The 20,978-nt window shown below is 52.0% G+C and carries 17 protein-coding genes; 14 read left to right on the top strand and 3 right to left on the bottom strand.

What is annotated here, in order from left to right; translation table 11 throughout:
- Positions 1–53: 53 nt before the first annotated feature.
- Positions 54–1,007, bottom strand: a complete 954-nt coding sequence (locus tag LC431_RS09030) for an aldo/keto reductase (protein ID WP_013574410.1) — start codon at positions 1,005–1,007, stop codon at positions 54–56.
- Positions 1,008–1,266: 259 nt separating this feature from the next.
- Between LC431_RS09030 and mdtD the strand changes: the two genes are divergently transcribed.
- From mdtD to LC431_RS08970, 12 genes are all read left to right on the top strand, one after another.
- Positions 1,267–2,742 carry a multidrug transporter subunit MdtD gene (gene mdtD / locus LC431_RS09025; RefSeq protein WP_013574409.1) on the top strand — a complete coding sequence of 492 codons (1,476 nt, stop codon included), beginning with the start codon at positions 1,267–1,269 and terminating at the stop codon, positions 2,740–2,742.
- A complete protein-coding gene (gene baeS / locus LC431_RS09020; protein WP_112151270.1) occupies positions 2,739–4,124 on the top strand; it encodes a two-component system sensor histidine kinase BaeS in 1,386 nt (461 codons plus the stop codon). Before mdtD ends, baeS begins: the two co-directional genes overlap by 4 nt.
- Positions 4,125–4,844 (top strand): two-component system response regulator BaeR, encoded by a 720-nt coding sequence (gene baeR / locus LC431_RS09015; protein WP_037036367.1) that lies wholly within the window; start codon positions 4,125–4,127, stop codon positions 4,842–4,844. It begins immediately after the preceding gene.
- A gap of 154 nt (positions 4,845–4,998) precedes the next feature.
- A complete protein-coding gene (locus tag LC431_RS09010; protein WP_013574406.1) occupies positions 4,999–5,346 on the top strand; it encodes a YegP family protein in 348 nt (115 codons plus the stop codon).
- Between the two features lie 186 nt (positions 5,347–5,532).
- On the top strand, positions 5,533–6,918 hold the full coding sequence (gene yegQ / locus LC431_RS09005; RefSeq protein ID WP_013574405.1) for a tRNA 5-hydroxyuridine modification protein YegQ: 1,386 nt from the start codon (positions 5,533–5,535) through the stop codon (positions 6,916–6,918).
- A 369-nt stretch (positions 6,919–7,287) separates the two neighbouring features.
- Positions 7,288–8,175 (top strand): lipid kinase YegS, encoded by an 888-nt coding sequence (yegS, locus tag LC431_RS09000; RefSeq protein ID WP_013574404.1) that lies wholly within the window; start codon positions 7,288–7,290, stop codon positions 8,173–8,175.
- A 245-nt stretch (positions 8,176–8,420) separates the two neighbouring features.
- The gene (locus LC431_RS08995; RefSeq protein ID WP_013574403.1) at positions 8,421–9,983 is read left to right on the top strand and encodes an MFS transporter; all 1,563 of its coding nucleotides are present in this window, start codon (positions 8,421–8,423) and stop codon (positions 9,981–9,983) included.
- Entirely contained in the window at positions 9,970–10,983 is a 1,014-nt protein-coding gene (gene yiaK / locus LC431_RS08990) for a 3-dehydro-L-gulonate 2-dehydrogenase (protein ID WP_223509721.1), read from the top strand. Before LC431_RS08995 ends, yiaK begins: the two co-directional genes overlap by 14 nt.
- A 191-nt stretch (positions 10,984–11,174) precedes the next feature.
- Positions 11,175–12,389, top strand: a complete 1,215-nt coding sequence (gene manD / locus LC431_RS08985; RefSeq protein ID WP_013574401.1) for a D-mannonate dehydratase ManD — start codon at positions 11,175–11,177, stop codon at positions 12,387–12,389.
- Positions 12,390–12,400: 11 nt separating this feature from the next.
- On the top strand, positions 12,401–13,414 hold the full coding sequence (locus LC431_RS08980; RefSeq protein ID WP_013574400.1) for a Zn-dependent oxidoreductase: 1,014 nt from the start codon (positions 12,401–12,403) through the stop codon (positions 13,412–13,414).
- 123 nt (positions 13,415–13,537) lie between these two features.
- Complete coding sequence (locus LC431_RS08975) at positions 13,538–14,827, top strand: MFS transporter (protein ID WP_015689485.1); 1,290 nt, start codon at positions 13,538–13,540, stop codon at positions 14,825–14,827.
- Between the two features lie 277 nt (positions 14,828–15,104).
- A complete protein-coding gene (locus LC431_RS08970) occupies positions 15,105–15,659 on the top strand; it encodes a chorismate mutase (RefSeq protein ID WP_223509720.1) in 555 nt (184 codons plus the stop codon).
- 5 nt (positions 15,660–15,664) lie between these two features.
- On the opposite strand, the gene LC431_RS08965 is transcribed toward LC431_RS08970, so the two are convergent.
- Positions 15,665–17,638, bottom strand: coding sequence for a glycoside hydrolase family 127 protein (locus LC431_RS08965; RefSeq protein ID WP_013574397.1), 1,974 nt, complete (start codon positions 17,636–17,638; stop codon positions 15,665–15,667).
- A gap of 23 nt (positions 17,639–17,661) precedes the next feature.
- On the bottom strand, positions 17,662–19,071 hold the full coding sequence (locus tag LC431_RS08960; protein WP_013574396.1) for an MFS transporter: 1,410 nt from the start codon (positions 19,069–19,071) through the stop codon (positions 17,662–17,664).
- 281 nt (positions 19,072–19,352) lie between these two features.
- Here LC431_RS08960 and LC431_RS08955 point away from each other — a divergent pair, with 281 nt between their 5' ends.
- Positions 19,353–20,180, top strand: a complete 828-nt coding sequence (locus LC431_RS08955; RefSeq protein WP_223509733.1) for an AraC family transcriptional regulator — start codon at positions 19,353–19,355, stop codon at positions 20,178–20,180.
- 90 nt (positions 20,181–20,270) lie between these two features.
- Positions 20,271–20,957 carry a GntR family transcriptional regulator gene (locus tag LC431_RS08950; RefSeq protein WP_013574394.1) on the top strand — a complete coding sequence of 229 codons (687 nt, stop codon included), beginning with the start codon at positions 20,271–20,273 and terminating at the stop codon, positions 20,955–20,957.
- The last annotated feature ends 21 nt before the right edge of the window (positions 20,958–20,978 follow it).

The raw sequence follows: 20,978 nt of genomic DNA, 5'->3' as shown, positions 1-20,978 counted from the left end.
ATAAACGCAAACCGCCTGAATCAGGCGGTTTTTTTATATCTCAGATCCCGGATTTACCAGGCACTGGCGTCATTTAAGGTCCTGATATCGGTATCATCGAGTTTCAGGGTTGCAGCCTGCGCCAGTTCATTGAGCTGTTGCAGGGAGGTCGCACTGACGATCGGTGAGGTAATGCCCGGGCGGGCAATCTGCCAGGCCAGTGCAACCTGTCCCGGTTGTGCGCCATGCTTCTCAGCCACCTGATCCAGTCCGGCCAATACTTTCAGGCCGCGCTCATTCAGGCAACGCGCAATCACGTTTTCGCCGCGTTTACTCTTACCGGCATCGGCTTTGGTTCGATATTTCCCGGTCAGAAAGCCGGCGGCCAGGCCATAGAAGTTGATGACGCCCAGACCATTATCTGTCACGACTTTTTCCAGCGCTTCCTCATACACTTTGCGGTCATACAAATTGTATTGTGGTTGCAGCGTTTCATAACGCGCCAGCCCGTTTTCCTGGCTGACTTTAAGCGCTTCGGCCAGACGCGGCGCACTGTAGTTAGATGCCCCGACGGCGCGCACTTTCCCTTCTTTGATTAACGCGTCAAATGCCGCCATAGTTTCGGCCAGCGGTGTATCCGCATCGTCATCATGTGACTGATACAAATCGATATAATCTGTTTGCAGACGTTTCAGAGAGGCTTCTACCGCTTCTTTAATATAGCGCGGCGACAAACCAACTTTACCTTCGCCCATCGGCTTACCGACTTTGGTGGCGAGAATGATCTGGTCACGCTTACCGGATTTTTTCAGCCAGTTGCCGATGATGGTTTCGGATTCTCCCCCTTTGTTGCCTTCAACCCAGCTCGAGTACACATCTGCCGTATCGATGAAATTCAGTTTATGATCCAGCAAGGCATCCAGCAGGTTAAACGAGGCAGCCTGATCGACGGTCCAGCCAAATACATTGCCACCAAAGGTTAACAGCGGCACCTGAATACCTGAACGACCCAGTTCTCTTTTGCTCATCATTCTCTCCCTTTATAAGTTCAGATTAGACTTACTTTGCGTGCGAACGGTTCATGGTCAAAGGTCAACCTTAGCATTTTGATATAAAATGTCAGGCTGAAAGCTATTCTTTATTGTCAGAGGAATTGTCAAAAAATGGGAAAGACTCTCCTTATTTCCTCCATTTTCTGCTGAAACATTCTGGCTACACTGTGAGCCGGTCTGCAGGTGAATTCCCTCCTGAAATGCCACAAAAATGATTGTGCTGATGCGATGACTCATGAAATCTGAAAACACTGACACCTTATCGCCTTCCACGCCGCTGCCACCTTCGGTTCGCTGGCAATTGTGGATCGTCGCCTTTGGCTTCTTTATGCAGGCCCTCGACACCACGATCGTCAATACTGCCCTGCCGTCCATGGCCCGCAGTCTGGGCGAAAACCCGCTGCACATGCATTCGGTTATTGTCGCTTATGTGCTGACGGTTGCGGTGATGTTACCGGCGAGCGGCTGGCTGGCGGATAAAGTCGGTGTGAAGTGGGTATTCTTTTCAGCCATTGTGCTGTTCACGCTCGGCTCGCTGCTGTGCGCGCAATCGGAAAGCCTGCGTGAACTGGTGATGTCGCGCATAGTTCAGGGGATCGGCGGCGCGATGATGGTGCCGGTCGGACGGCTGACGGTGCTGAAAATTGTCCCGCGCAGCGAATACATGGCAGCGATGACGATGGTGACACTGCCCGGTCAGGTCGGTCCGTTACTGGGTCCGGCGCTGGGTGGTTTTCTGGTGCAATATGCCAGCTGGCACTGGATTTTTCTGATCAATCTGCCGGTCGGTCTGGCCGGTTGCATCGCCACATTAATGATCATGCCAAATTATAAAATGCAGACCCGGCGCTTTGATATCAGCGGGTTTGTCATGCTGGCCGTGTGTATGGCGACGCTGACGCTGGCACTGGAAGGCAGCCGCAGCATGGGGCTGACGGCGCTGGAAATCGTATTGCTGGTGGTGGCCGGTGGCGGCGCGCTGGGCATTTACTGGATGCATGCGCGCGGCAATCTCTCGGCACTGTTTTCCCTGCGCCTGTTCCATACACCAACCTTTAAGATCGGTCTGATCGGCAGCCTGCTGGGACGTATCGGCAGCGGCATGTTGCCATTTATGACGCCGGTCTTTCTGCAACTCGGGATGGGCTTTACGCCCTTCCACGCCGGGCTGATGATGATCCCGATGGTGCTGGGCAGCATGGGGATGAAACGCGTGGTGGTCCGGCTGGTAAATCAGCTGGGTTACCGTTCTGCACTGGTCAGCGCCACCTTGCTGCTGGCACTGATTACGCTTATCTTCCCGCTGGTGGCGATTTATGGCGCCATGTGGATGATCCCGATTGTGCTTTTCTTCCAGGGAATGGTGAACTCCCTGCGCTTCTCGTCGATGAATACTCTTACGCTCAAAGATTTGCCGCCGCGCCTTGCCAGCAGCGGCAACAGCTTACTGTCGATGATCATGCAATTGTCGATGAGCCTCGGTGTCAGCGTCGCCGGGTTGCTGATTGGCCTGTTTGCACATCAGCAAGCGATTACACCTGACAGCAGCACCCTGCACACCGCTTTCCTGTATTGCTACATGTCAATGGCACTGGTGATTGCCCTGCCCGCCTGGGTATTTTCCAAAGTGCCGCCTGACACGCAGAAAAATGCCATCATTAGCCGTCGTCGTGCTGAGGCCGGCTCCCCCGATCCGATGAGAAAATCATGAAACCTGGTATCACTGCCAAGCTGTTTATGGCCATCTTTTGTACCTGCGCGCTGGTGTTGATCACCATGAACTGGGGCGTACGGATGAGCTTCGAACGGGGCTTTATTGACTACATCCGCCAAAGCAATGAACAGCGTGTCGAGCTGCTGGCGGACACATTGCAGGAGCAGTACAAGCAGCATGGCAACTGGGAATTTTTGGAAACAAATGACCGGTTAATCTATCAGCTGATGCGCTCATTTGAACAAAACAGCAGCCCGAGAATGCCACCGCAGGGCTGGCGGACAAAATTCTGGATCCTCGACAGTCACGATCGCCGGATCGGTGGTTACGATCAGCCTGTTCCCCCCGATCTCCAGGGACCGCGCCGCGTGATGACCGTTGATGGCGTCGTCATCGGTTCGGTAATTTCCACACCTGCTGAGCGCCTGACCCGCGATGCCGATATCAACTTTGAGCGCCAGCAAAGCCGGACCAGTTGGATGATTGTCGCCTTTACTGCACTGCTGGCCGCCGCCGTAACCTGGGTTTTATCCCGCGGAATGCTCGCGCCGGTAAAACGGCTGGTGAATGGCACCCACCAGCTTGCCGCAGGAAATTTCAGCACCCGCGTGGAGGTCGACAGTGAAGACGAACTGGGGAAACTGGCGCAGGACTTTAACCAGTTGGCAATGACGCTGGAGAAAAACGAGCAAATGCGCCGGGCATTCATGGCGGATATTTCTCACGAATTACGCACCCCGCTGGCGGTATTGCGCGGTGAGCTGGAAGCCATGCAGGACGGTGTGCGAAAAATGACAGTCGGTTCACTGGAATCACTGCAATCTGAAGTATCGATTCTGACCAAACTGGTCGATGACCTGCACCAGCTTTCGCTGTCTGATGCCGGTGCGCTGGCGTACCGTAAAGTCGACACTGATGTGGTACATCTGGTGCAACTGGCAGAGGCCGGTTCGCGCGATCGTTTCCACAACAAACATTTAACGCTCACCAGCCATCTGCCGGAAAGCGCCGAAGTATTTGGTGACCCGCAGCGGTTGTCGCAACTTATCAACAATCTGCTGGAAAACAGCCTGCGCTATACTGACCCAAATGGCGGCCTGGAAATTCTGGGAGAAATTCGCGAAAAAACGCTGCATCTGATGTTCCAGGACAGCGCGCCGGGCATCAGTGATGAACAACTGATCCGTATTTTTGAACGATTTTACCGTACCGAAGGCTCGCGTAACCGCGCCAGCGGCGGCTCGGGGTTAGGTCTGGCGATTTGCCAGAATATCGTCGAAGCCCACGGCGGGCAAATCAGCGCCAGCCACTCTCCGGCAGGTGGCGTGCGCATTACCATCGTCCTGCCCCTTTCTGTTCCACATGGCCTGAGAAACTGAATGAACGACTCTGTACTGTCCGGCCCTGCGCCGTTGAAAATTCTGATCGTGGAAGATGAACCTAAACTCGCCCAGTTGCTGATCGACTACCTGGAAGCCGCCGGCTATGCCACCCAATGGTTACCGGACGGGCACGACGTGATTACGCTGGTTAAAAATCAGCCACCGGCGCTGATCCTTCTGGATCTGATGCTGCCGGGCAGCAGTGGCCTGTCGATTTGCCGCGATATCCGCCAGTTCTCTGATGTCCCGATCATGATGGTGACCGCCAAAACCGAAGAGATCGACCGCCTGCTTGGCCTGGAAATCGGTGCCGATGATTACATTTGCAAGCCGTACAGCCCGCGGGAAGTGGTCGCGCGCGTGAAAGTGATCCTGCGCCGTTGTGTACGTCCGGATGAGCACGTGGCAAAAGAAACCGGTCTGCATATTGATGAAGCCCGCTTTCAGGCGACATTCCAGGGGCACGAACTGGAGCTGACGCCAGCGGAATTCCGCCTGCTGAAAACCCTGTCCGTCAAACCGGGTTACGTTTTTACCCGCGAAGTGCTGCTCAATAATCTCTACGACGATTACCGCGTTGTGACCGATCGCACCATCGACAGCCACATCAAAAATCTGCGTCGCAAACTCGAATCACTGGACGGCGAAAAGGCGTTTATCCGCGCGGTATACGGCGTCGGTTACCGCTGGGAAGCGGAGCCCTGCCATTTGGTTTAACGCGCTTCTGGCCGGCAATTGAGTTTTGTAAAGTTGCTGAAAGTCTGTCGGCCAGTTCACATTTCATGCCTTAAATTTCTCCTGTCTCCGCGAAAAAGTTTCCTTTAACTACACTTATCTCTGGAAAATAACCCCTCTGATGGAGATTACCTTTATGGCTAATGGTCACTATGATCTGAAAAAAGCGAAGAATGGACAGTTTCACTTTAACCTGAAGGCCGGGAACGGAGAGATTATCCTCACCAGTGAAATGTATGCCAGCAAAGCCTCGGCCGAAAACGGCATTTCATCGGTTCAAACCAACGCACCTGACGAAGCGCAGTACGAAGTCAAACCCTCGAAAGACGGCCAGTTCTACTTTGTGCTGAAAGCAAAAAATCATCAGGTGATCGGCGTGAGCGAAATGTACTCAACGGAAAGTGCATCGAAGAAAGGCGTTCAGTCGGTCGTGAAAAACGGTACCAGTACCGATATCCGTGATCTTACCCAGCAAACCGCCTGACCTGATTGTCCTGAGGCTGCCACATTCCCTGTTGTAGCCTCAGGATGCAAAAATTGATCTGCCCCCGTAAAACCTCAAATACCCACACGAACTGGCTGCTTTTGATCAACTCAGACGTTACAATTCCGACCTTTCGTCGCCCCGCATCCGGGACGGCCCTGACTTGTGATCAGACTGAGATTGACTATGTTTACCCGCGATTCTTTTGTTCCGGAACTGCTGTCCCCTGCCGGCTCCCTGAAAAACATGCGTTACGCTTTTGCTTACGGTGCCGATGCAGTTTATGCCGGTCAGCCGCGCTACAGCCTGCGCGTACGTAATAACGAATTTAACCACCAGAATCTGGAGACCGGCATCAACGAAGCCCATGCTCTGGGTAAAAAATTCTATGTGGTAGTGAATATCGCACCCCATAACGCCAAGCTGAAAACCTTTATCCGTGATTTACAGCCGGTCATCGATATGGGGCCGGATGCCCTGATTATGTCCGATCCTGGCCTTATCATGATGGTGCGGGAAGCGTTTCCGCAGATGGATATTCACCTGTCGGTGCAGGCCAACGCCGTTAACTGGGCGACAGTAAAATTCTGGAAACAAATGGGGCTGACGCGGGTGATTTTATCCCGCGAATTGTCGCTGGAAGAGATCGCTGAAATCCGCGCTCAGGTGCCGGACATGGAAATCGAAATCTTCGTGCACGGCGCACTGTGCATGGCGTATTCAGGCCGCTGCCTGCTTTCCGGTTACATCAATAAACGCGATCCCAATCAGGGAACCTGCACCAACGCCTGTCGTTGGGAATATAAGGTTCAGGAAGGCAAAGAAGACGCCATCGGCAATATCGTGCATCAGTACGAGCCAATCCCCGTTCAACAGGTTGAAGCCGCCGAACCGACATTAGGCATCGGCCAGCCGACGGATAGAGTCTTTATGCTGGAAGAAGCGATGCGTCCGGGCGAATATATGAGTGCGTTTGAAGACGAACACGGCACTTATATTATGAATTCCAAGGATCTGCGGGCGATACAGCACGTGGAAACCCTGACCAAAATGGGTGTGCACTCGCTTAAAATCGAAGGCCGTACCAAATCCTTCTACTATTGCGCCCGCACCGCACAGGTTTATCGCCGCGCCATTGACGATGCAGTCGCCGGAAAACCTTTTGACCCGACTCTGCTTTCAACGCTGGAAGGCCTGGCGCATCGCGGTTACACCGAAGGTTTCCTGCGCCGTCATACGCATGACGCACAACAGAACTACGAATACGGTTTCTCCGTCAGCGACCGCCAGCAGTTTGTCGGTGAATTCACCGGTAACCGTAAGGATGGTTGGGCAGAAATCGACGTGAAAAATAAGTTCAGCGTCGGCGACAGTGTGGAAATGATGACGCCGCAGGGTAACGTTCAGTTCACACTGGAAGCGCTGCGCAACAAAAAAGGTCAGCCGACCGACGTGGCGCCGGGTAATGGCCACTTCGTATATGTCGCGTTGCCGGAAGATGTCAGCCTGGAATTCGCTATTTTGTTGCGTAATCTGGAAGAAACCGACACCCGGAATCCGCATTCAAAATAAGGAATTCTTCGAAAACAAGAATTCGATCACATCTATTTTTAGGGTGACTGGTTAATATGCATTCGCAATTTACTTCGAATGCAAAATAAAGCACCGGACTATACCAGGAACCACCTCCTTGGCCAGCTCAATCTCCCTTGAGCTGGCTTTTCTTTTGGTATTCGGGCAATTCTCTGTTCTCCCATTCAGTGAACAAATAACCTCTTTCCGCCCTCAAAATAAAAAATCATTTGCAGATAAATAAGTGTTTTATTGAATGACTTTAACTGCAATTATTTAATACCAGAAAGAATGCTTCACTGATTTATCCGATAGCCAAATACGGTCATAATCATCTATTGTTGTTATGTATAGATAAAAGGAGCGTACATGACCACAGCACTGCTGATTTTAAATGGAAAAGGTGCAGCCATCGAAGAACTGCGCGAAGCGGTGAACGCGCTGCGTGCCGAAGGCGTGAAGCTGGAAGTACGGGTCACCTGGGAACACGGTGATGCGGCGCGTTATGTCGCTGAAGCCATAGAACTGGGCTGTGAAACCGTGATCGCCGGTGGAGGTGATGGCACCATTAACGAAGTGGCAGGTGCGCTGGCGCAAATTGACGGTGTCAGACCTGTACTGGGGATTGTGCCACTAGGGACGGCGAACGATTTCGCCACCGCCTGCGGTATTCCCCCTACGCCTGAACAGGCGTTACAACTGGCGGTAAAAGGCCGGGCCGTCGATATTGATCTGGCATGCGTCAACAGCCAGCATTTCTTCATCAACATGGCGACCGGCGGCTTTGGGACGCGTATCACTACGGAAACACCGGAAAAACTGAAAGCAGCTCTGGGTGGTGTTTCCTATTTCATCCACGGACTTTTACGCCTGGATACGCTCAAAGCTGACCGCTGCGAAATTAAAGGCCCTGATTTTCAGTGGGAAGGCGATGCGCTGGTTATCGGCATCGGTAACGGCCGACAGGCCGGTGGCGGGCAACAAATTTGCCCGGACGCGCTGATCAACGACGGCCTGTTGCAGCTACGCCTTCTGACATCAGAAGAGCTGCTGCCTTCATTCCTGCGCAGTCTGCTCAGCAATGAAGAAAATAAAAACATCCTTTCTGCCAGTCTGCCGTGGCTCGAAATCACCGCGCCGCACGACATGACCTTCAACCTCGACGGCGAACCGCTGACCGGCAAACAGTTCCGTATCGAAGTGTTGCCTGATGCCATTCAGTGCCGCTTACCCCCTCAATGCGAACTGCTCGGCTGATATTACCCCTTCTCATTGTTCATTCTCTGTACTGTGATCCATCTTGCAGTACAGAGGAATTCTGCCCTTATTTTTGTGATCCCATCCGATAAAACCCACTTCACATACTTGTATGGTAGAAGTGCATTACCTAATTTTAATCTGCCGATGTCGCTGAATAATTCATTCATGAATTTTTTGCGGGCAAAAACGACGTATTTCTTTTTACGACTCTTATTTATCCGGTGACGGAATGCAGGGGTAGTATGATTAATCACGATAAAGAAAGACCGATATCGGTAAAAAATATGCTGGCTTACGGCGGAGGAGATTTCTTCGGCGGCGGTTGTTTTGCGGTTTTGGGTCTGTGGATAATGTTTTTCTATACTACCTATGCAGGATTAAGCCCCGCAGAGGCCGGTGCCGTTATTGCGACAGCACGTCTGCTGGATGCTTTTTTCGATCCGCTTATGGGGTATGTCACGGATAATTTCTATCGTAATCCGCTGGGTAAAAAATACGGCCGCCGCGGTTTCTTCTTCTTATTTGGTGCTCCGCTGATTATGGTGACCTACATTATTATGTGGGTCAGCGGCATGGGATTCTGGTACTACCTTTTCACTTATATTCTATTCTATGCTGCTTATACGCTGGCAATTGTGCCTTATGAAACACTGGCAGCGGAAATGACATCCAGTTTTAAAATGCGCACCAAACTGACCGGCGTCAGAATGTTCTTCTCTACCGGTGCCGCGATATTAGCGGCCTGGTTACCCGGCCGGATCATTGCCTATCTCGGTGAAGATTCATCGTCATCATTTCTGATTATGGGGGTGATTTTTGGCGTGCTGTTTGCCGTGGTGATCCTGATGCTTTACTTCTACACCTGGGAGCGTCCGATCCCGGTTGACGTCGCTGCACCAAAACTTTCTTTCCGCCGTGACATGAAACATCTGTTTAAATCACTGATTTCGACAATGAAAGTCCGCACCTTCCGTCAGCATGTCGGGATGTATCTTGGCGGTTATGTCGCCCTCGACGTGCTCGGTGCGGTGCTGGCCTACTACATTATTTTTGTCCTCGGGCAAAACGCCGTGACCGCGTCGAATGCCATGACGTTAATGACTCTGGTGCAGTTTGTCTGCGTCGCCTTGTTTATTTTCCTGTGTATGAAATTAGGCAACGGGGCTTCTTACCGCATCGCACAGCTATTTATGCTGGGCAGTGTCGGGTTATTTTTAGCCATTCATTTATTACAATTGCCTTTTAATATGGCGCTGCTTTATCTCTCCGTCATTTTAATGGGCGTTGGCCGTTCGGGTACCAGTTATGTTTGCTGGAATATCTACAGCTTTATTCCCGATGTGGATGAAATGCTGACCGGAAAACGGCGCGAAGGGATATTCGCCGGGGTAATGACATTTGTACGCAAAGCCGTTCAGGCGGTGGCGTTATTTGGAGTTGGCCTGTTATTACAGCATTACGGATTTACACCGAAAAGCGCAACGCAACCGGTCGAAGCTGTTTACGGCATCACGCTGGTATTTGGCGCAGGTTCCGTCATTTTCCTGCTGGTAGGGTTATACAGCTCAATGAAATTCCGTCTCACCCGACATAACCATGCGTTGCTGGTCAGTGAAATTGAGCGTCTGAAAGCCGGCGGTAGTAAATACGATGTTACACCAGAAGCCCGTTTAGTTGCCGAGCAACTTACCGGCTGGCCATACGAAAAATGTTGGGGTGATAATAATATTCTTATCCAGACAGAAGAATTATCCCCTCTGACGCCTGATGATCTCTCAACCGGAGCCAACCATGCCAAGAATTGAATTCAGCATGATGCAACAGACCATCTTCCGCGCCCTGCAAAAAGCCGGTCTGGATGAAGAAAGCGCACGTACCTGTGCACGAATCCACACAGAGTCCAGTTGCGACGGCATTTCATCCCATGGGCTGAACCGTGTGGCGCGCTTTGTCGATTACGTTAAAAAAGGCTGGATTGATATTCATGCCAAACCAGCGCTGGAAAAATCTCTTGGCGCCATCGCCATCTACAACGGTAACCGCGGGATCGGCATTACCAACGCCCTGTTTGCCGTCGAAAAAGCGGCAGAGATGGCAAAAGAATACGGCGTCGGCATTGTCGCACTGAAAAACAGCAGTCACTGGATGCGTGGCGGAAGTTATGGCTGGCATGCGGCAGAACAAGGCATGGCGGCGATTTGCTGGACGAATACTGAATCCTGTATGCCTGCGTGGGGCGGCAAAAACCCCCGCGTGGGCAACAACCCGTTCGTGATGGCCGTGCCCCGGGCCAAAGGCCCGATCGTGCTGGATATGGCGATGTCACAATATTCCTACGGTAAATTGCAGGTCACGCGGCTGAAAAAGGAAAAACTGCCGTTCCCCGGCGGCTACGATAAAGAGGGAAATCTCACAGACGATCCTGGCCCAATCGAGGCCTCCATGCGTATTTTACCGACGGGTTACTGGAAAGGCTCCGGCCTGGCAATTGTGCTCGATGCTATGGCCGCGCTGTTGTCTGCCGGATCGCCCACCAATGAGATCGACAAAATAGGCAAAGGCAGTTGTACCGGCGCCAGCCAGATTTTTATGGTGTTTGACCCGACACAACTCGGTGGTGCCGAATTCACCGAACGCATGGCCGACAGCGTTGCAGACTATGTGAATCAGTCCGACCCCGCAGAAAACAGCCGCGATGTCCGTTATCCGGGCCAGACTGCCGCTTCCAACCGCGAAGAAAACCACCGTTTGGGCATCCCGGTCGATGAAGCCGTATGGGATGAAGTGGTACGGCTGGCGGAATAGTTGCCGCTCTTTCACGTCAAATCACGCCTGTTAATAGCAGGCGTTTTGTTTTTAATCCCCGCAACATTTCCCTCACAAAGTGTGATCCTCTCCGGCAAAAAACGATAAACATACTTGTATGGTAGTTAGGATGAGGCGTATTTATAACCACAGAAAATGCATCCTACTTTTACTGCAGAAGGTCGTAACCGATGAAAATCGTGAATGCTGAAGTTTTTGTCACTTGTCCGGGACGCAACTTTGTTACGTTGAAAATCACCACTGACAGCGGACTGACTGGCATTGGTGATGCCACGCTGAACGGTCGCGAGTTACCGGTCGCGTCATATCTGAAAGATCATGTGTGTCCGCAACTGATTGGCCGTGATGCGCATCAGATTGAAGACATCTGGCAGTTTTTCTACAAAGGCGCTTACTGGCGTCGCGGCCCGGTCACTATGTCGGCGATTTCTGCCGTGGACATGGCGTTATGGGACATCAAAGCCAAAGCCGCCAACATGCCGTTGTACCAGTTGCTCGGCGGCGCATCCCGCACCGGCGTCATGGTCTACTGCCACACCACCGGCCATTCCATTGATGAAGTGCTCGACGATTACGCCAAACATAAAGAGCTCGGTTTCAAGGCGATCCGCGCACAATGCGGTGTTCCGGGCATGAAAACGACTTACGGCATGGCGAAAGGCAAAGGTCTGGCCTACGAACCGGCGACGAAAGGTAACTGGCCGGAAGAGCAGTTGTGGTCGACGGAAAAATACCTCGATTTCACGCCAAAACTGTTCGAAGCCGTGCGTGATAAATTCGGTTTCGACGAACATCTGCTGCACGACATGCACCACCGTCTGACGCCCATCGAAGCAGCGCGCTTTGGCAAAAGCATCGAAGAATATCGCCTGTTCTGGATGGAGGATCCGACCCCCGCTGAGAATCAGGAATGCTTCCGTTTGATCCGCCAGCACACAGTCACACCCATTGCAGTCGGCGAAGTGTTCAACAGTATCTGGGATTGCAAACAGCTTATCGAAGAACAGCTTATCGACTATATCCGCACCACACTGACGCACGCTGGCGGCATCACCGGCATGCGCCGCATCGCTGATTTCGCTTCGTTGTATCAGGTGCGTACCGGTTCCCACGGCCCTTCTGACCTTTCGCCGATTTGTATGGCCGCAGCCCTGCACTTCGACCTGTGGGTGCCGAACTTCGGCGTGCAGGAATACATGGGTTATTCCGAGCAAATGCTGGAAGTCTTCCCGCATAACTGGACGTTCGACAACGGCTACATGCACCCGGGCGAAAAACCGGGGCTGGGCATTGAGTTTGACGAAAAGCTGGCCGCGAAATATCCGTACGAACCGGCGTATCTGCCGGTGGCCCGTCTGGAAGACGGCACTTTGTGGAACTGGTGAGGGAGCGAAAAATGAACAGTGTCGTTATTCAGAAACCTGGAAAGTTAGTCATCGAGCAACGTGCTTTGCCGGTACCTGCCGCCGGTGAGGTACGAGTTCGGGTCAGTCACGCGGGCATCTGTGGTTCAGATGTTCATATTTATCACGGTCACAATCCGTTTGCGAAATATCCACGGGTAATCGGCCATGAGTTTTTCGGCCACATCGACAGCGTCGGTGAAGGCGTAGACGTCAAACGTATCGGCGAGCGCGTGGTTATCGATCCGGTCGTCAGCTGTGGACATTGTTATCCGTGCTCGATTGGCCGCCCGAATGTCTGTGCAGAACTGCAGGTTATCGGCGTCCACCGCGACGGCGGTTTCAGTGATTACGCCTGTGCGCCAGCGAAAAACGCTTATGTGGTGCCGGAAATAATCCCGGACAAACTCGCCAGTATGGTCGAGCCGTTTACTATCGCGGCCAATATCACGGCGTTTCTACAACCGACGCCGCAGGATACCGCGCTGATATACGGCGCCGGCCCGATGGGGCTGACGGTGATTCAGGTGCTGAAAGGCGTTTATGGTGTGCAGAAAGTGATTGTCGCTGACCGTATCGACGAACGGTTGCAGATGGCGCAGGCCAGCGGCGCAGACTGGATCATCAACAATAGCGAACGCAGCGTGGCTGATGAACTGGCCGCTGAAGGTGTGCGACCAACGCTCATCGTCGATGCCGCCTGCCATCCGGCGATTTTGCAGGAAGCTATTCTGCTGGCGTCTCCGGCAGCACGTATCGGTATGATGGGTTTCTCCGGCGAGCCCAGCCTGGTCACGCAGCAAAGCATTACCAGCAAAGAGATTTCACTGTTTTCTTCACGCCTGAACAGTCACCGGTTCCCCCAGGTGATTGAATGGATGGAGCAGGGAAAAATCGCACCCGAAAAACTGGTGACGCACTGGATGCCCGCCAGCGAAGTGGAAGCGGCATTAACGCTGTTTGAGAAAGATCAGCGTTCCTGCTGCAAGGTTTTACTGACATTCTGATTTTTTGATTTTTTTTATAAAAGACGGGAAGATTTCAAATATCTTCCCGCCTCCCGTACCTCATATTCTACCTATAAAAACGCAACACTATTAAAACGACACCTACAAGTGGAGCATACATTTATGTTTAAGAACCTACGCTGGATCATCGTATTCTTGCTGTTCTTGGTTTACATGATCAATTACCTCGACCGCGTTGCGCTGTCGATTACTGTGCCTATGATAGAAAAAGAACTGACCATTAACCCCGAACAATTCGGCATGATATTTGGCAGTTTCTTCTTTGGTTACGCGATATTTAACTTTATCGGTGGCCTGGCCGTGGATAAATTCGGTCCGACGCTGGTAATGGGATTAGCCGTCGGCTTATGGTCAGTATTTTGCGGCATGACCGCTATCGCGACCGGTTTTTATTCCATGCTTATTTTACGGGTATTATTCGGCATGGCCGAAGGACCGATCTGCGCCTCAGCAAATAAGATGATTAACGGCTGGTTCCCGAAGAAACAGGCGGCAACCGCGATGGGCTTGCTCAGCGCCGGTTCTCCCCTCGGCGGTGCAGTGGCCGGGCCGATTGTCGGGTATCTGGCGATTTCCTTCGGCTGGCGTCCGGCGTTTATGGTCATTGCCAGTATCGGGATCGTCTGGATGGTCGTGTGGTTCTTTACCGTTGCCGATAATCCGCTGAAAAGTAAACGCGTTTCACCGGAAGAATTGCGTTTAGTTGATGAAATGAAGAACGAGCATTTAAGCGAAGAAGAGAATATGGCGCAGGCCGCACATGGTCTGGGCTATTATTTACGTCAGCCGATTATTCTGGTTACGGCATTTGCGTTCTTCTGCTACAACTATATTTTATTTTTCTTCCTCAGCTGGTTCCCGGCTTACCTGGTTCAGGCACATGGCCTGAATATCAAAGAGATGAGTCTGACAACGGTTATTCCGTGGATTGTCGGTTTTGTCGGCCTGGCATTGGGCGGTTATATTTCTGATAAGATTTTCAATATTACCGGCCGTTTGTTATTGTCGCGTAAAATTATATTAGTGGTCAGCCTGTTAGCCGCGGCTATTTGTGTCGCCCTCGCCGGTATTGTCACCAGCGTGGTGCCGGCAGTCATTCTGATGTCAGTGTCTATTTTCTTCCTGTATACCACCGGTGCGATTTACTGGGCGATTATTCAGGATGTGGTGCATAAATCCCGCGTCGGCGGCACCAGCGGATTTATTCATCTGGTCGGCAGCGTCTCGGGCATCATTGGTCCGGTCGTGACGGGTTTCATTGTGCAAAACACCGGACGTTTTGACAGTGCCTTTATTCTCGCTGGTGGCGTCGCCGCACTGGGTGCAATGCTGGTGTTCTTCGTGATTAAACCACCAAAACACCTGCCCGACTCCACTCTGTCTCACAACTGATATTCTGAATGCCAATGCTGCTCCCTGCCACAGGGGAGCGGCATTTTTCCCTATTCGCTGAATGTAATCTTACATTAACGCGATGCTGTTCATTCCGGGAGCGCCCTTTCCGCCATCCGCACAATCTGTACCCGGTACGCCATGCTTGCCATACTGCCCATCACTCAAAAGCCGTCAGAGCACATTTCAGGCGTAATGCATGAATCTTTGTAACACTGCGGTATTATTTTGATGGCAAAGTAAATTCCTTATTCTTCCTGACGCAACTGAGGGTGTTATGGCTTATATCATGGTGTTTTTGTCTTCGTTATTTATGGTGGGCTCAGTTTATGCAGCATCAGTGCCGGCCACAGCGATCTCTTCTCTCACAACGGCGATGAACGGACGCATGGTGGATATGAAAGACGTGGCGGCTTATAAAGCGGCAAATCATTTACCGGTCGAAGATTTGGTGCGTGAAAAGAAGGTCCTCTCTCTCGCGCAGGCTGAAGCGGAAGAGGCAGGGCTTGACCCGCACTCGGTGCTTCCTTTTATTCAGGCGCAGATGGACGTCGCCAAAGCTATCCAGTACCGCTATTTTGCTGACTGGTTATCGCAGCCCGATATGGGGGACAAACCGAAAAGCCTCGATAGGGTCAGGGACTCCATCTCTGCACAGGATAAGCAAATTTTGAGCGCCATTAGTCAGCGCCTGTTGGCCGGCGGGTTCAGTGAGGAAGATAAATCAGAGATTATGATTCTGCTGCATGCGCCGCAGCTAACCGAAGTGGATAAAGCGCGTCTGGTCCAGGGGTTATCCGGGATCAGACGCGTGAAACAGGCTGAAGGATGACGGTTTTATTCGTCCACCCAAACCCGCATCTCTCCTTCCCCACGATTCGCCCAGGTAAAGTACGGCACAAAGGTTATGGTTTGCGGTACCGTTTGTTGCGCTGGCGGATTGTAACGATACAGTGGCTGCTGACTGGCCTGAACGGATGTCCGGCGTTCGCCCTGTGTCTGCAATAAGGTTTTACCGGCGAACAATCCGCTGCCGGAAATCAGACGGAATTGCGCATCACCCGGCAGGCGGATGTTATGCAGTTCACTGCCGTTGTCAGCCTGCTCAAGGCAATACACCAGCGGCCCGCGCTGCACTGCCACTTTCCCCGCAACATGCCGCAACAGCGCGTTGCCTTTCACCCGCATCACCGGCATCGGCAGCATCATTTCAATACGATCGCCTTTCTGCCATTCCTGCGTCAAACGCAAATATCCACGTTGCGTCAGGCTGGTCAGTTCAAGCGGATTGCCATTGAGCGTGACCTGCGGACTGACGCACCAGTCAGGTAAACGCAGCGCCAGCGTGGCTTCCAGTGGCTGATCGGTATCGATTTCAATCAGCACGCCTTCTGCCCACGGATAACCGCCGGACTGTTTCAGTCGCAACGCCTTTCCGCCGATGGTCGCTTCGACATCACTGCCGATATACAGATTGATATCCACACCGTCCGGACGCTGGGTATAGATATAATGGCCGAGCGACGCCAGCAGACGCGCAATATTCGGCGGACAGCAGGCACAGCCGAACCAGCGCTGACGCACCGGTTTTACGTGGTCATAAATATGGTTGAACGGAATGCTTTTCGGATGCACTTCCAGAGGATTCACATAAAAAAAATGTTTGCCGTCGAGCGCCATACCGGCCAGCACAGTGTTATAAAGCGCACGTTCCATCACATCGGCATAACGGCTGTCAGAATCCATCTGCAACATGCGGTTGGCGAACATCATCAGGCCAATCGATGCGCAGGTTTCGGTGTAAGCCGTGTCGTTGGGTAAATCATAGTCGGAAGAAAACGCCTCACCGCTGCTTTGCGAGCCGATTGAACCGGTGATGTACATCTGCCGCTGGGTCATGTTTTCCCACAATCGCTGGCACACCTCGCGTTTTTCCTGATCCTGACTCAACCGCGCCAGATGCGCCACACCGGCATACAGATACACAAAACGCACCGCGTGCCCGATGGCCGTTGTCTGCAAAGCCACCGGTACATGCGCCTGACTGTAGGCCTTATCTTTCACCATCCACGCCGGACCGTAAGTATTCCAGTGCGAAGTTTTTCCACGTTTTTCATATTCGATATCGTAGAAATGCGGCTGTGTGCCGCGCTGTTCAACAAAATAGCGGGTCAGTTCGAGATATCGCGTTTCGGCAGTTTGTTCATACAAACGCATCAGCGCCAGTTCAATTTCCGGATGCCCCGGATAGCCATGCAGTTGCTGTTCGCCCGGCCCGAAAACGTCTGCGATGTGATCCGCCAGTTTGCAGACAATCTCGAGTAACCGGGTTTTGCCGGTCGCCTGCGCATAGGCCACACCCGCTTCAATCAGATGTCCGGCGCAGTAAAGTTCGTGACATTCAGCCAGATTGGCCCAGCGTTGTTGCGGCTCTTTGACGGTGAAATACGTGTTCAGATAGCCGTCAGGTTGCTGCACCGCGCCGACCAGCTCGATCACCTGATCCGCCGTTGCTTCCAGCGCAGGATCCGGCGTTTTCGCCAGCAAATACCCCACCGCTTCCAGCCATTTAGCCACGTCGCTGTCCTGAAAAACCATGCCATAAAACTCGCCATCGCTTTGCCCGGCGGCAATTCGGAAATTTTCAATCGCATGGCTTGGTTCGGCGTCGGCGACGTCATCGTTGAGCGCTTTCCACTGATACGGCACCACCACATCTTTTACCAGTCGCTGATATTCCAGCCAGAACGCATCGGAAACATTCACTTTTTGCAAAGGCACTTCTAAAGAATCAACCGGAGAAAACGGCATACAACCTCCTGAAAAACAGTAAATTAGATTTTTGCGGCCAAATCGTGCGACATCCGCGACAGCAATTTGTTATCGAGTTTGCAAAACATCAGCGTTCCCGCCAGCAGCAGATGCATCGCCGCAGGCAACAATGTTTCCAGCAAAGTGATCCCGCCGAGCGACGCTGCAGTCTGATGCTCTGCGCCAGCCTGATAAGAGACCATAATGAAGACCAGGCTGATGATCCCGGCACTTGATGCCCAGGCCAGTTTGATAAAGAACAAATTGAAGGCAAAGTTCATGCCGGAGGAACGGATACCATTTTTCCAGTGCCCGTAATCGTCGGCGAACGCCATGATGGAAAAGTGCAGCGGCAAGGTGAACCCGAGGATCACACAGTGTACAAAGATGATACCCAGCCACAGCGTCTGATAATGTTCACCGGCAGGGACAAACCACAGCATCAGGGAAAACACCGCCAGTACCAGATTAGTCAACATATACAGCCGCACGCTGTCGATAAATTTGGTCAGCTGATTGACGATCACCGCGCCAAGAATGGATGCCAGCGTTACCATGCCGAAGAACATAGAGGCGTAGCCCGCCCCGCCTTTCAGCACATAAGTGATGAAATACATGTAGCCGCCGCCACGCAGATTGAACACGTTGATCAGCAGGAAAGACATCAGTAAAACCAGCAGCAACTGATCGTTTTTCAGCATCCCGCGAATGTGTTCCTTAACGCTGAATTGCCCGAGCAGTGCAAGGGGCAGGCGTTCGCGTACCGTGAAGAAGCACCACAGGAACATCACCACAGCAACCGCGCAAAGCAACCCTACGCCCTGCTGATATCCCACCGCCGCATTGCCTTTACCCAACACCTGCACCAGCCACGGCAGCCCGACGGAAACCATAAAGCCCGCCACGCCGCACAGTACAAAGCGCCACGACTGACAAGACATCACTTCGCGATGATCAGTGGTCATGGTGTTAATCAGCGCGCAGTACGGCACGTTGATTGCCGTATAGGACACGGAGAGCAGGAAATAGGTGAAGAAGGCGTAGGCAATTTTGGCATCGCCACTCAGGCCGGGTACCGTAAAAGTGAGAAATCCGACCACGCCAATAGGCAACGCGATCCATAACTGCCAGGGACGAAAACGTCCCCAGCGGCTTTGCGTGCGGTCAGCCAGAATGCCCATCAGCGGATCGGAAATCGCGTCAATCACACGCAGCGAAATAAACAGCGTACCGACAATCGCAGGTGTCAGCCCGAAAACATCGGTATAAAAGAATGTCAGAAAACTGGTGATAAGACAGGTAATTATCGTGCCACCGGCATCACCTAATCCATAACCGATTTTTTCACTGACAGAAAGTTTGGCATTAGCAGAAAGTATTCTGTCCTCACCGTTTACCGGTGCAGAGCCTGTATTAACTGAATCTGTTGGCATTATCTTTCCTCGCTTTTATATCGTTATTTATAAGCTGTAGGAACACAATGAATAAGGCTAATTATTCGTATCAGCCCTGAGATTAAATAAGGTACGCCATAAATCTGGCATAGGGTTCTCATGCCAACAAGAGGAGAGAAAAGTAGTTAAACGGGACAATTCCGACTCACATCCAGAATCTGTGAAGCAGATCAAAACCTCTTCATACCCGGCTGGTGGTGCACGTTTCCTGTGCTACTGTCAGGCAAAACTTGCCTGATGAGTGCCTTAAAATGCCTGAAATGCTCGCGTTCTCCGTAAATTACCCGGTTAAAGTGCAAAACGGTGGCCTGTTCATTTCCAGAGGAATTGGCACACATCCGACCCGACGTCTGAGTTCGCACGAATTAATTTATGTCGTCCGTGGCTCGTTGTCTTTACAGGAAGAAAATACGCGTTTTGATTTGCATACAGGAGAAAGTTTACTGTTATTTCCCGGCAGGGAACATAAAGGCGTCACAACCTTTGATCCCGATTTAAAATTTTACTGGCTGCATTTTGATATTGTGGAAGATATAGCAATCATTAAACCACAGCAAAATAGTCCCTCTTTACAGCTAAATATTCCGCAGCATTGTAAAGTCAGGGACAGTGAACCCCTGTTAACGCTGTTCAGATTATTTTTATATGAACAGGAACGCGGCGGTAATTCTCTTGAGCTGTTCCTGATTTTGCTGTTAGAGGAAGTCTCGCGCGCCTGGCCGGAGAATGTCGAACCCGGCGGCCCCGGCGTGGCGCTGGCCTACAAAGCCCGTCAGCTGATCACCACACAGTTTCATCTGCCACTGGGGGCCTCTGAGCTGGCGCAGCGGCTGCACTGTAACGCGGATTATCTCGGGCGGGTTTTCCGCCTGACCTTTCAGATGACGCTGACGGATGCGCTGCATAAACAACGTGTCGCTGCAGCAGAAAAGCTGTTACTGGCCAATACCGGCAATGTGGCAGACGTGGCACGCCTGACGGGGTTTAACGATGTGGCGTATTTTCGCCGGGTATTTCGTAAACTGCTGGGTATCACACCCGCGGCCTATAAAAAGCTGTATTGCCGGGAGCATATAAACTCCCAATAATTTGATGAAAGCTTGCGCTAACAATCTCAAAAACATCAGAAAACTCATGTTAGTATTGTCGTTTCCCGACTTTAAAGACAACTTTTGCCCATGACAGACTCCTTTGAATTTCTCAGTAATGTGCCGGTTAATCAGCAGATTTATCGCACCTTGCGTCAGGACATCGTCACCTGTGCCATCGCGCCGGGGGCATTCCTGTCGGAGAAAGAAATTTCCACACGCTTTAATGTGTCCCGCCAGCCGGTTCGCGAAGCTTTTATCAAACTGGCCGAAGCCGGGCTGGTTCAGGTTTTACCGCAACGCGGCACCTATGTAATGAAAATTTCCTCCAAGCGGGTTGCCGACGGACGCTTCATTCGCGAAGCAGTCGAAACCGCCGTGGTACGCCGTGCAGCCATGGTCGCCACCGATAAAGATCTGGCCTTGCTCGAACATAATCTTGAGCGTCAGACGCTGGCGGCAAAGAGTCAGCAAACGCAGGAATTCCTGTTGCTGGATGATGAGTTCCACCGCACGATTGCGCAGATCATCGACTGCCGCCTGGCATGGGAAACCGTCGAGCACATCAAAGCGACAATGGATCGCGTGCGCTTTTTGACACTCAGTAAAGTGTCACCGCCGGAAAATCTGATTGCACAACATTATGCGATTTTTGACGGGCTGAAAGCGCATGACCCGGACGCCGCTGAAAAAGCTATCCGCATTCATTTGCAGGAAATGATTTCCACCATTACCCCGATTGCTGAACAGAACAGTGACTGGTTTGATGCCGAGTAAGTAAAAGGACGTTGTAATACA

Source organism: Rahnella sp. GSA61A (assembly GCF_019969905.1).
Classification (GTDB): domain Bacteria; phylum Pseudomonadota; class Gammaproteobacteria; order Enterobacterales; family Enterobacteriaceae; genus Rahnella; species Rahnella aceris.
This window is presented reverse-complemented; position numbering and strand designations above follow the sequence as displayed.

Excerpts from the sequence above, each read along its gene's own strand:
- LC431_RS09030 (WP_013574410.1), bottom strand. The coding sequence starts at position 1,007 with ATGAGCAAAAGAGAACTGGGTCGTTCAGGTATTCAGGTGCCGCTGTTA.
- LC431_RS08970 (WP_223509720.1), top strand. The coding sequence starts at position 15,105 with ATGGCTTATATCATGGTGTTTTTGTCTTCGTTATTTATGGTGGGCTCA.
- mdtD (WP_013574409.1), top strand. The coding sequence starts at position 1,267 with ATGAAATCTGAAAACACTGACACCTTATCGCCTTCCACGCCGCTGCCA.
- LC431_RS09010 (WP_013574406.1), top strand. The coding sequence starts at position 4,999 with ATGGCTAATGGTCACTATGATCTGAAAAAAGCGAAGAATGGACAGTTT.
- LC431_RS08955 (WP_223509733.1), top strand. The coding sequence starts at position 19,353 with ATGCTCGCGTTCTCCGTAAATTACCCGGTTAAAGTGCAAAACGGTGGC.
- baeS (WP_112151270.1), top strand. The coding sequence starts at position 2,739 with ATGAAACCTGGTATCACTGCCAAGCTGTTTATGGCCATCTTTTGTACC.
- LC431_RS08950 (WP_013574394.1), top strand. The coding sequence starts at position 20,271 with ATGACAGACTCCTTTGAATTTCTCAGTAATGTGCCGGTTAATCAGCAG.
- yiaK (WP_223509721.1), top strand. The coding sequence starts at position 9,970 with ATGCCAAGAATTGAATTCAGCATGATGCAACAGACCATCTTCCGCGCC.
- baeR (WP_037036367.1), top strand. The coding sequence starts at position 4,125 with ATGAACGACTCTGTACTGTCCGGCCCTGCGCCGTTGAAAATTCTGATC.
- LC431_RS08980 (WP_013574400.1), top strand. The coding sequence starts at position 12,401 with ATGAACAGTGTCGTTATTCAGAAACCTGGAAAGTTAGTCATCGAGCAA.
- LC431_RS08960 (WP_013574396.1), bottom strand. The coding sequence starts at position 19,071 with ATGCCAACAGATTCAGTTAATACAGGCTCTGCACCGGTAAACGGTGAG.
- yegS (WP_013574404.1), top strand. The coding sequence starts at position 7,288 with ATGACCACAGCACTGCTGATTTTAAATGGAAAAGGTGCAGCCATCGAA.
- manD (WP_013574401.1), top strand. The coding sequence starts at position 11,175 with ATGAAAATCGTGAATGCTGAAGTTTTTGTCACTTGTCCGGGACGCAAC.
- LC431_RS08965 (WP_013574397.1), bottom strand. The coding sequence starts at position 17,638 with ATGCCGTTTTCTCCGGTTGATTCTTTAGAAGTGCCTTTGCAAAAAGTG.
- yegQ (WP_013574405.1), top strand. The coding sequence starts at position 5,533 with ATGTTTACCCGCGATTCTTTTGTTCCGGAACTGCTGTCCCCTGCCGGC.
- LC431_RS08975 (WP_015689485.1), top strand. The coding sequence starts at position 13,538 with ATGTTTAAGAACCTACGCTGGATCATCGTATTCTTGCTGTTCTTGGTT.
- LC431_RS08995 (WP_013574403.1), top strand. The coding sequence starts at position 8,421 with ATGATTAATCACGATAAAGAAAGACCGATATCGGTAAAAAATATGCTG.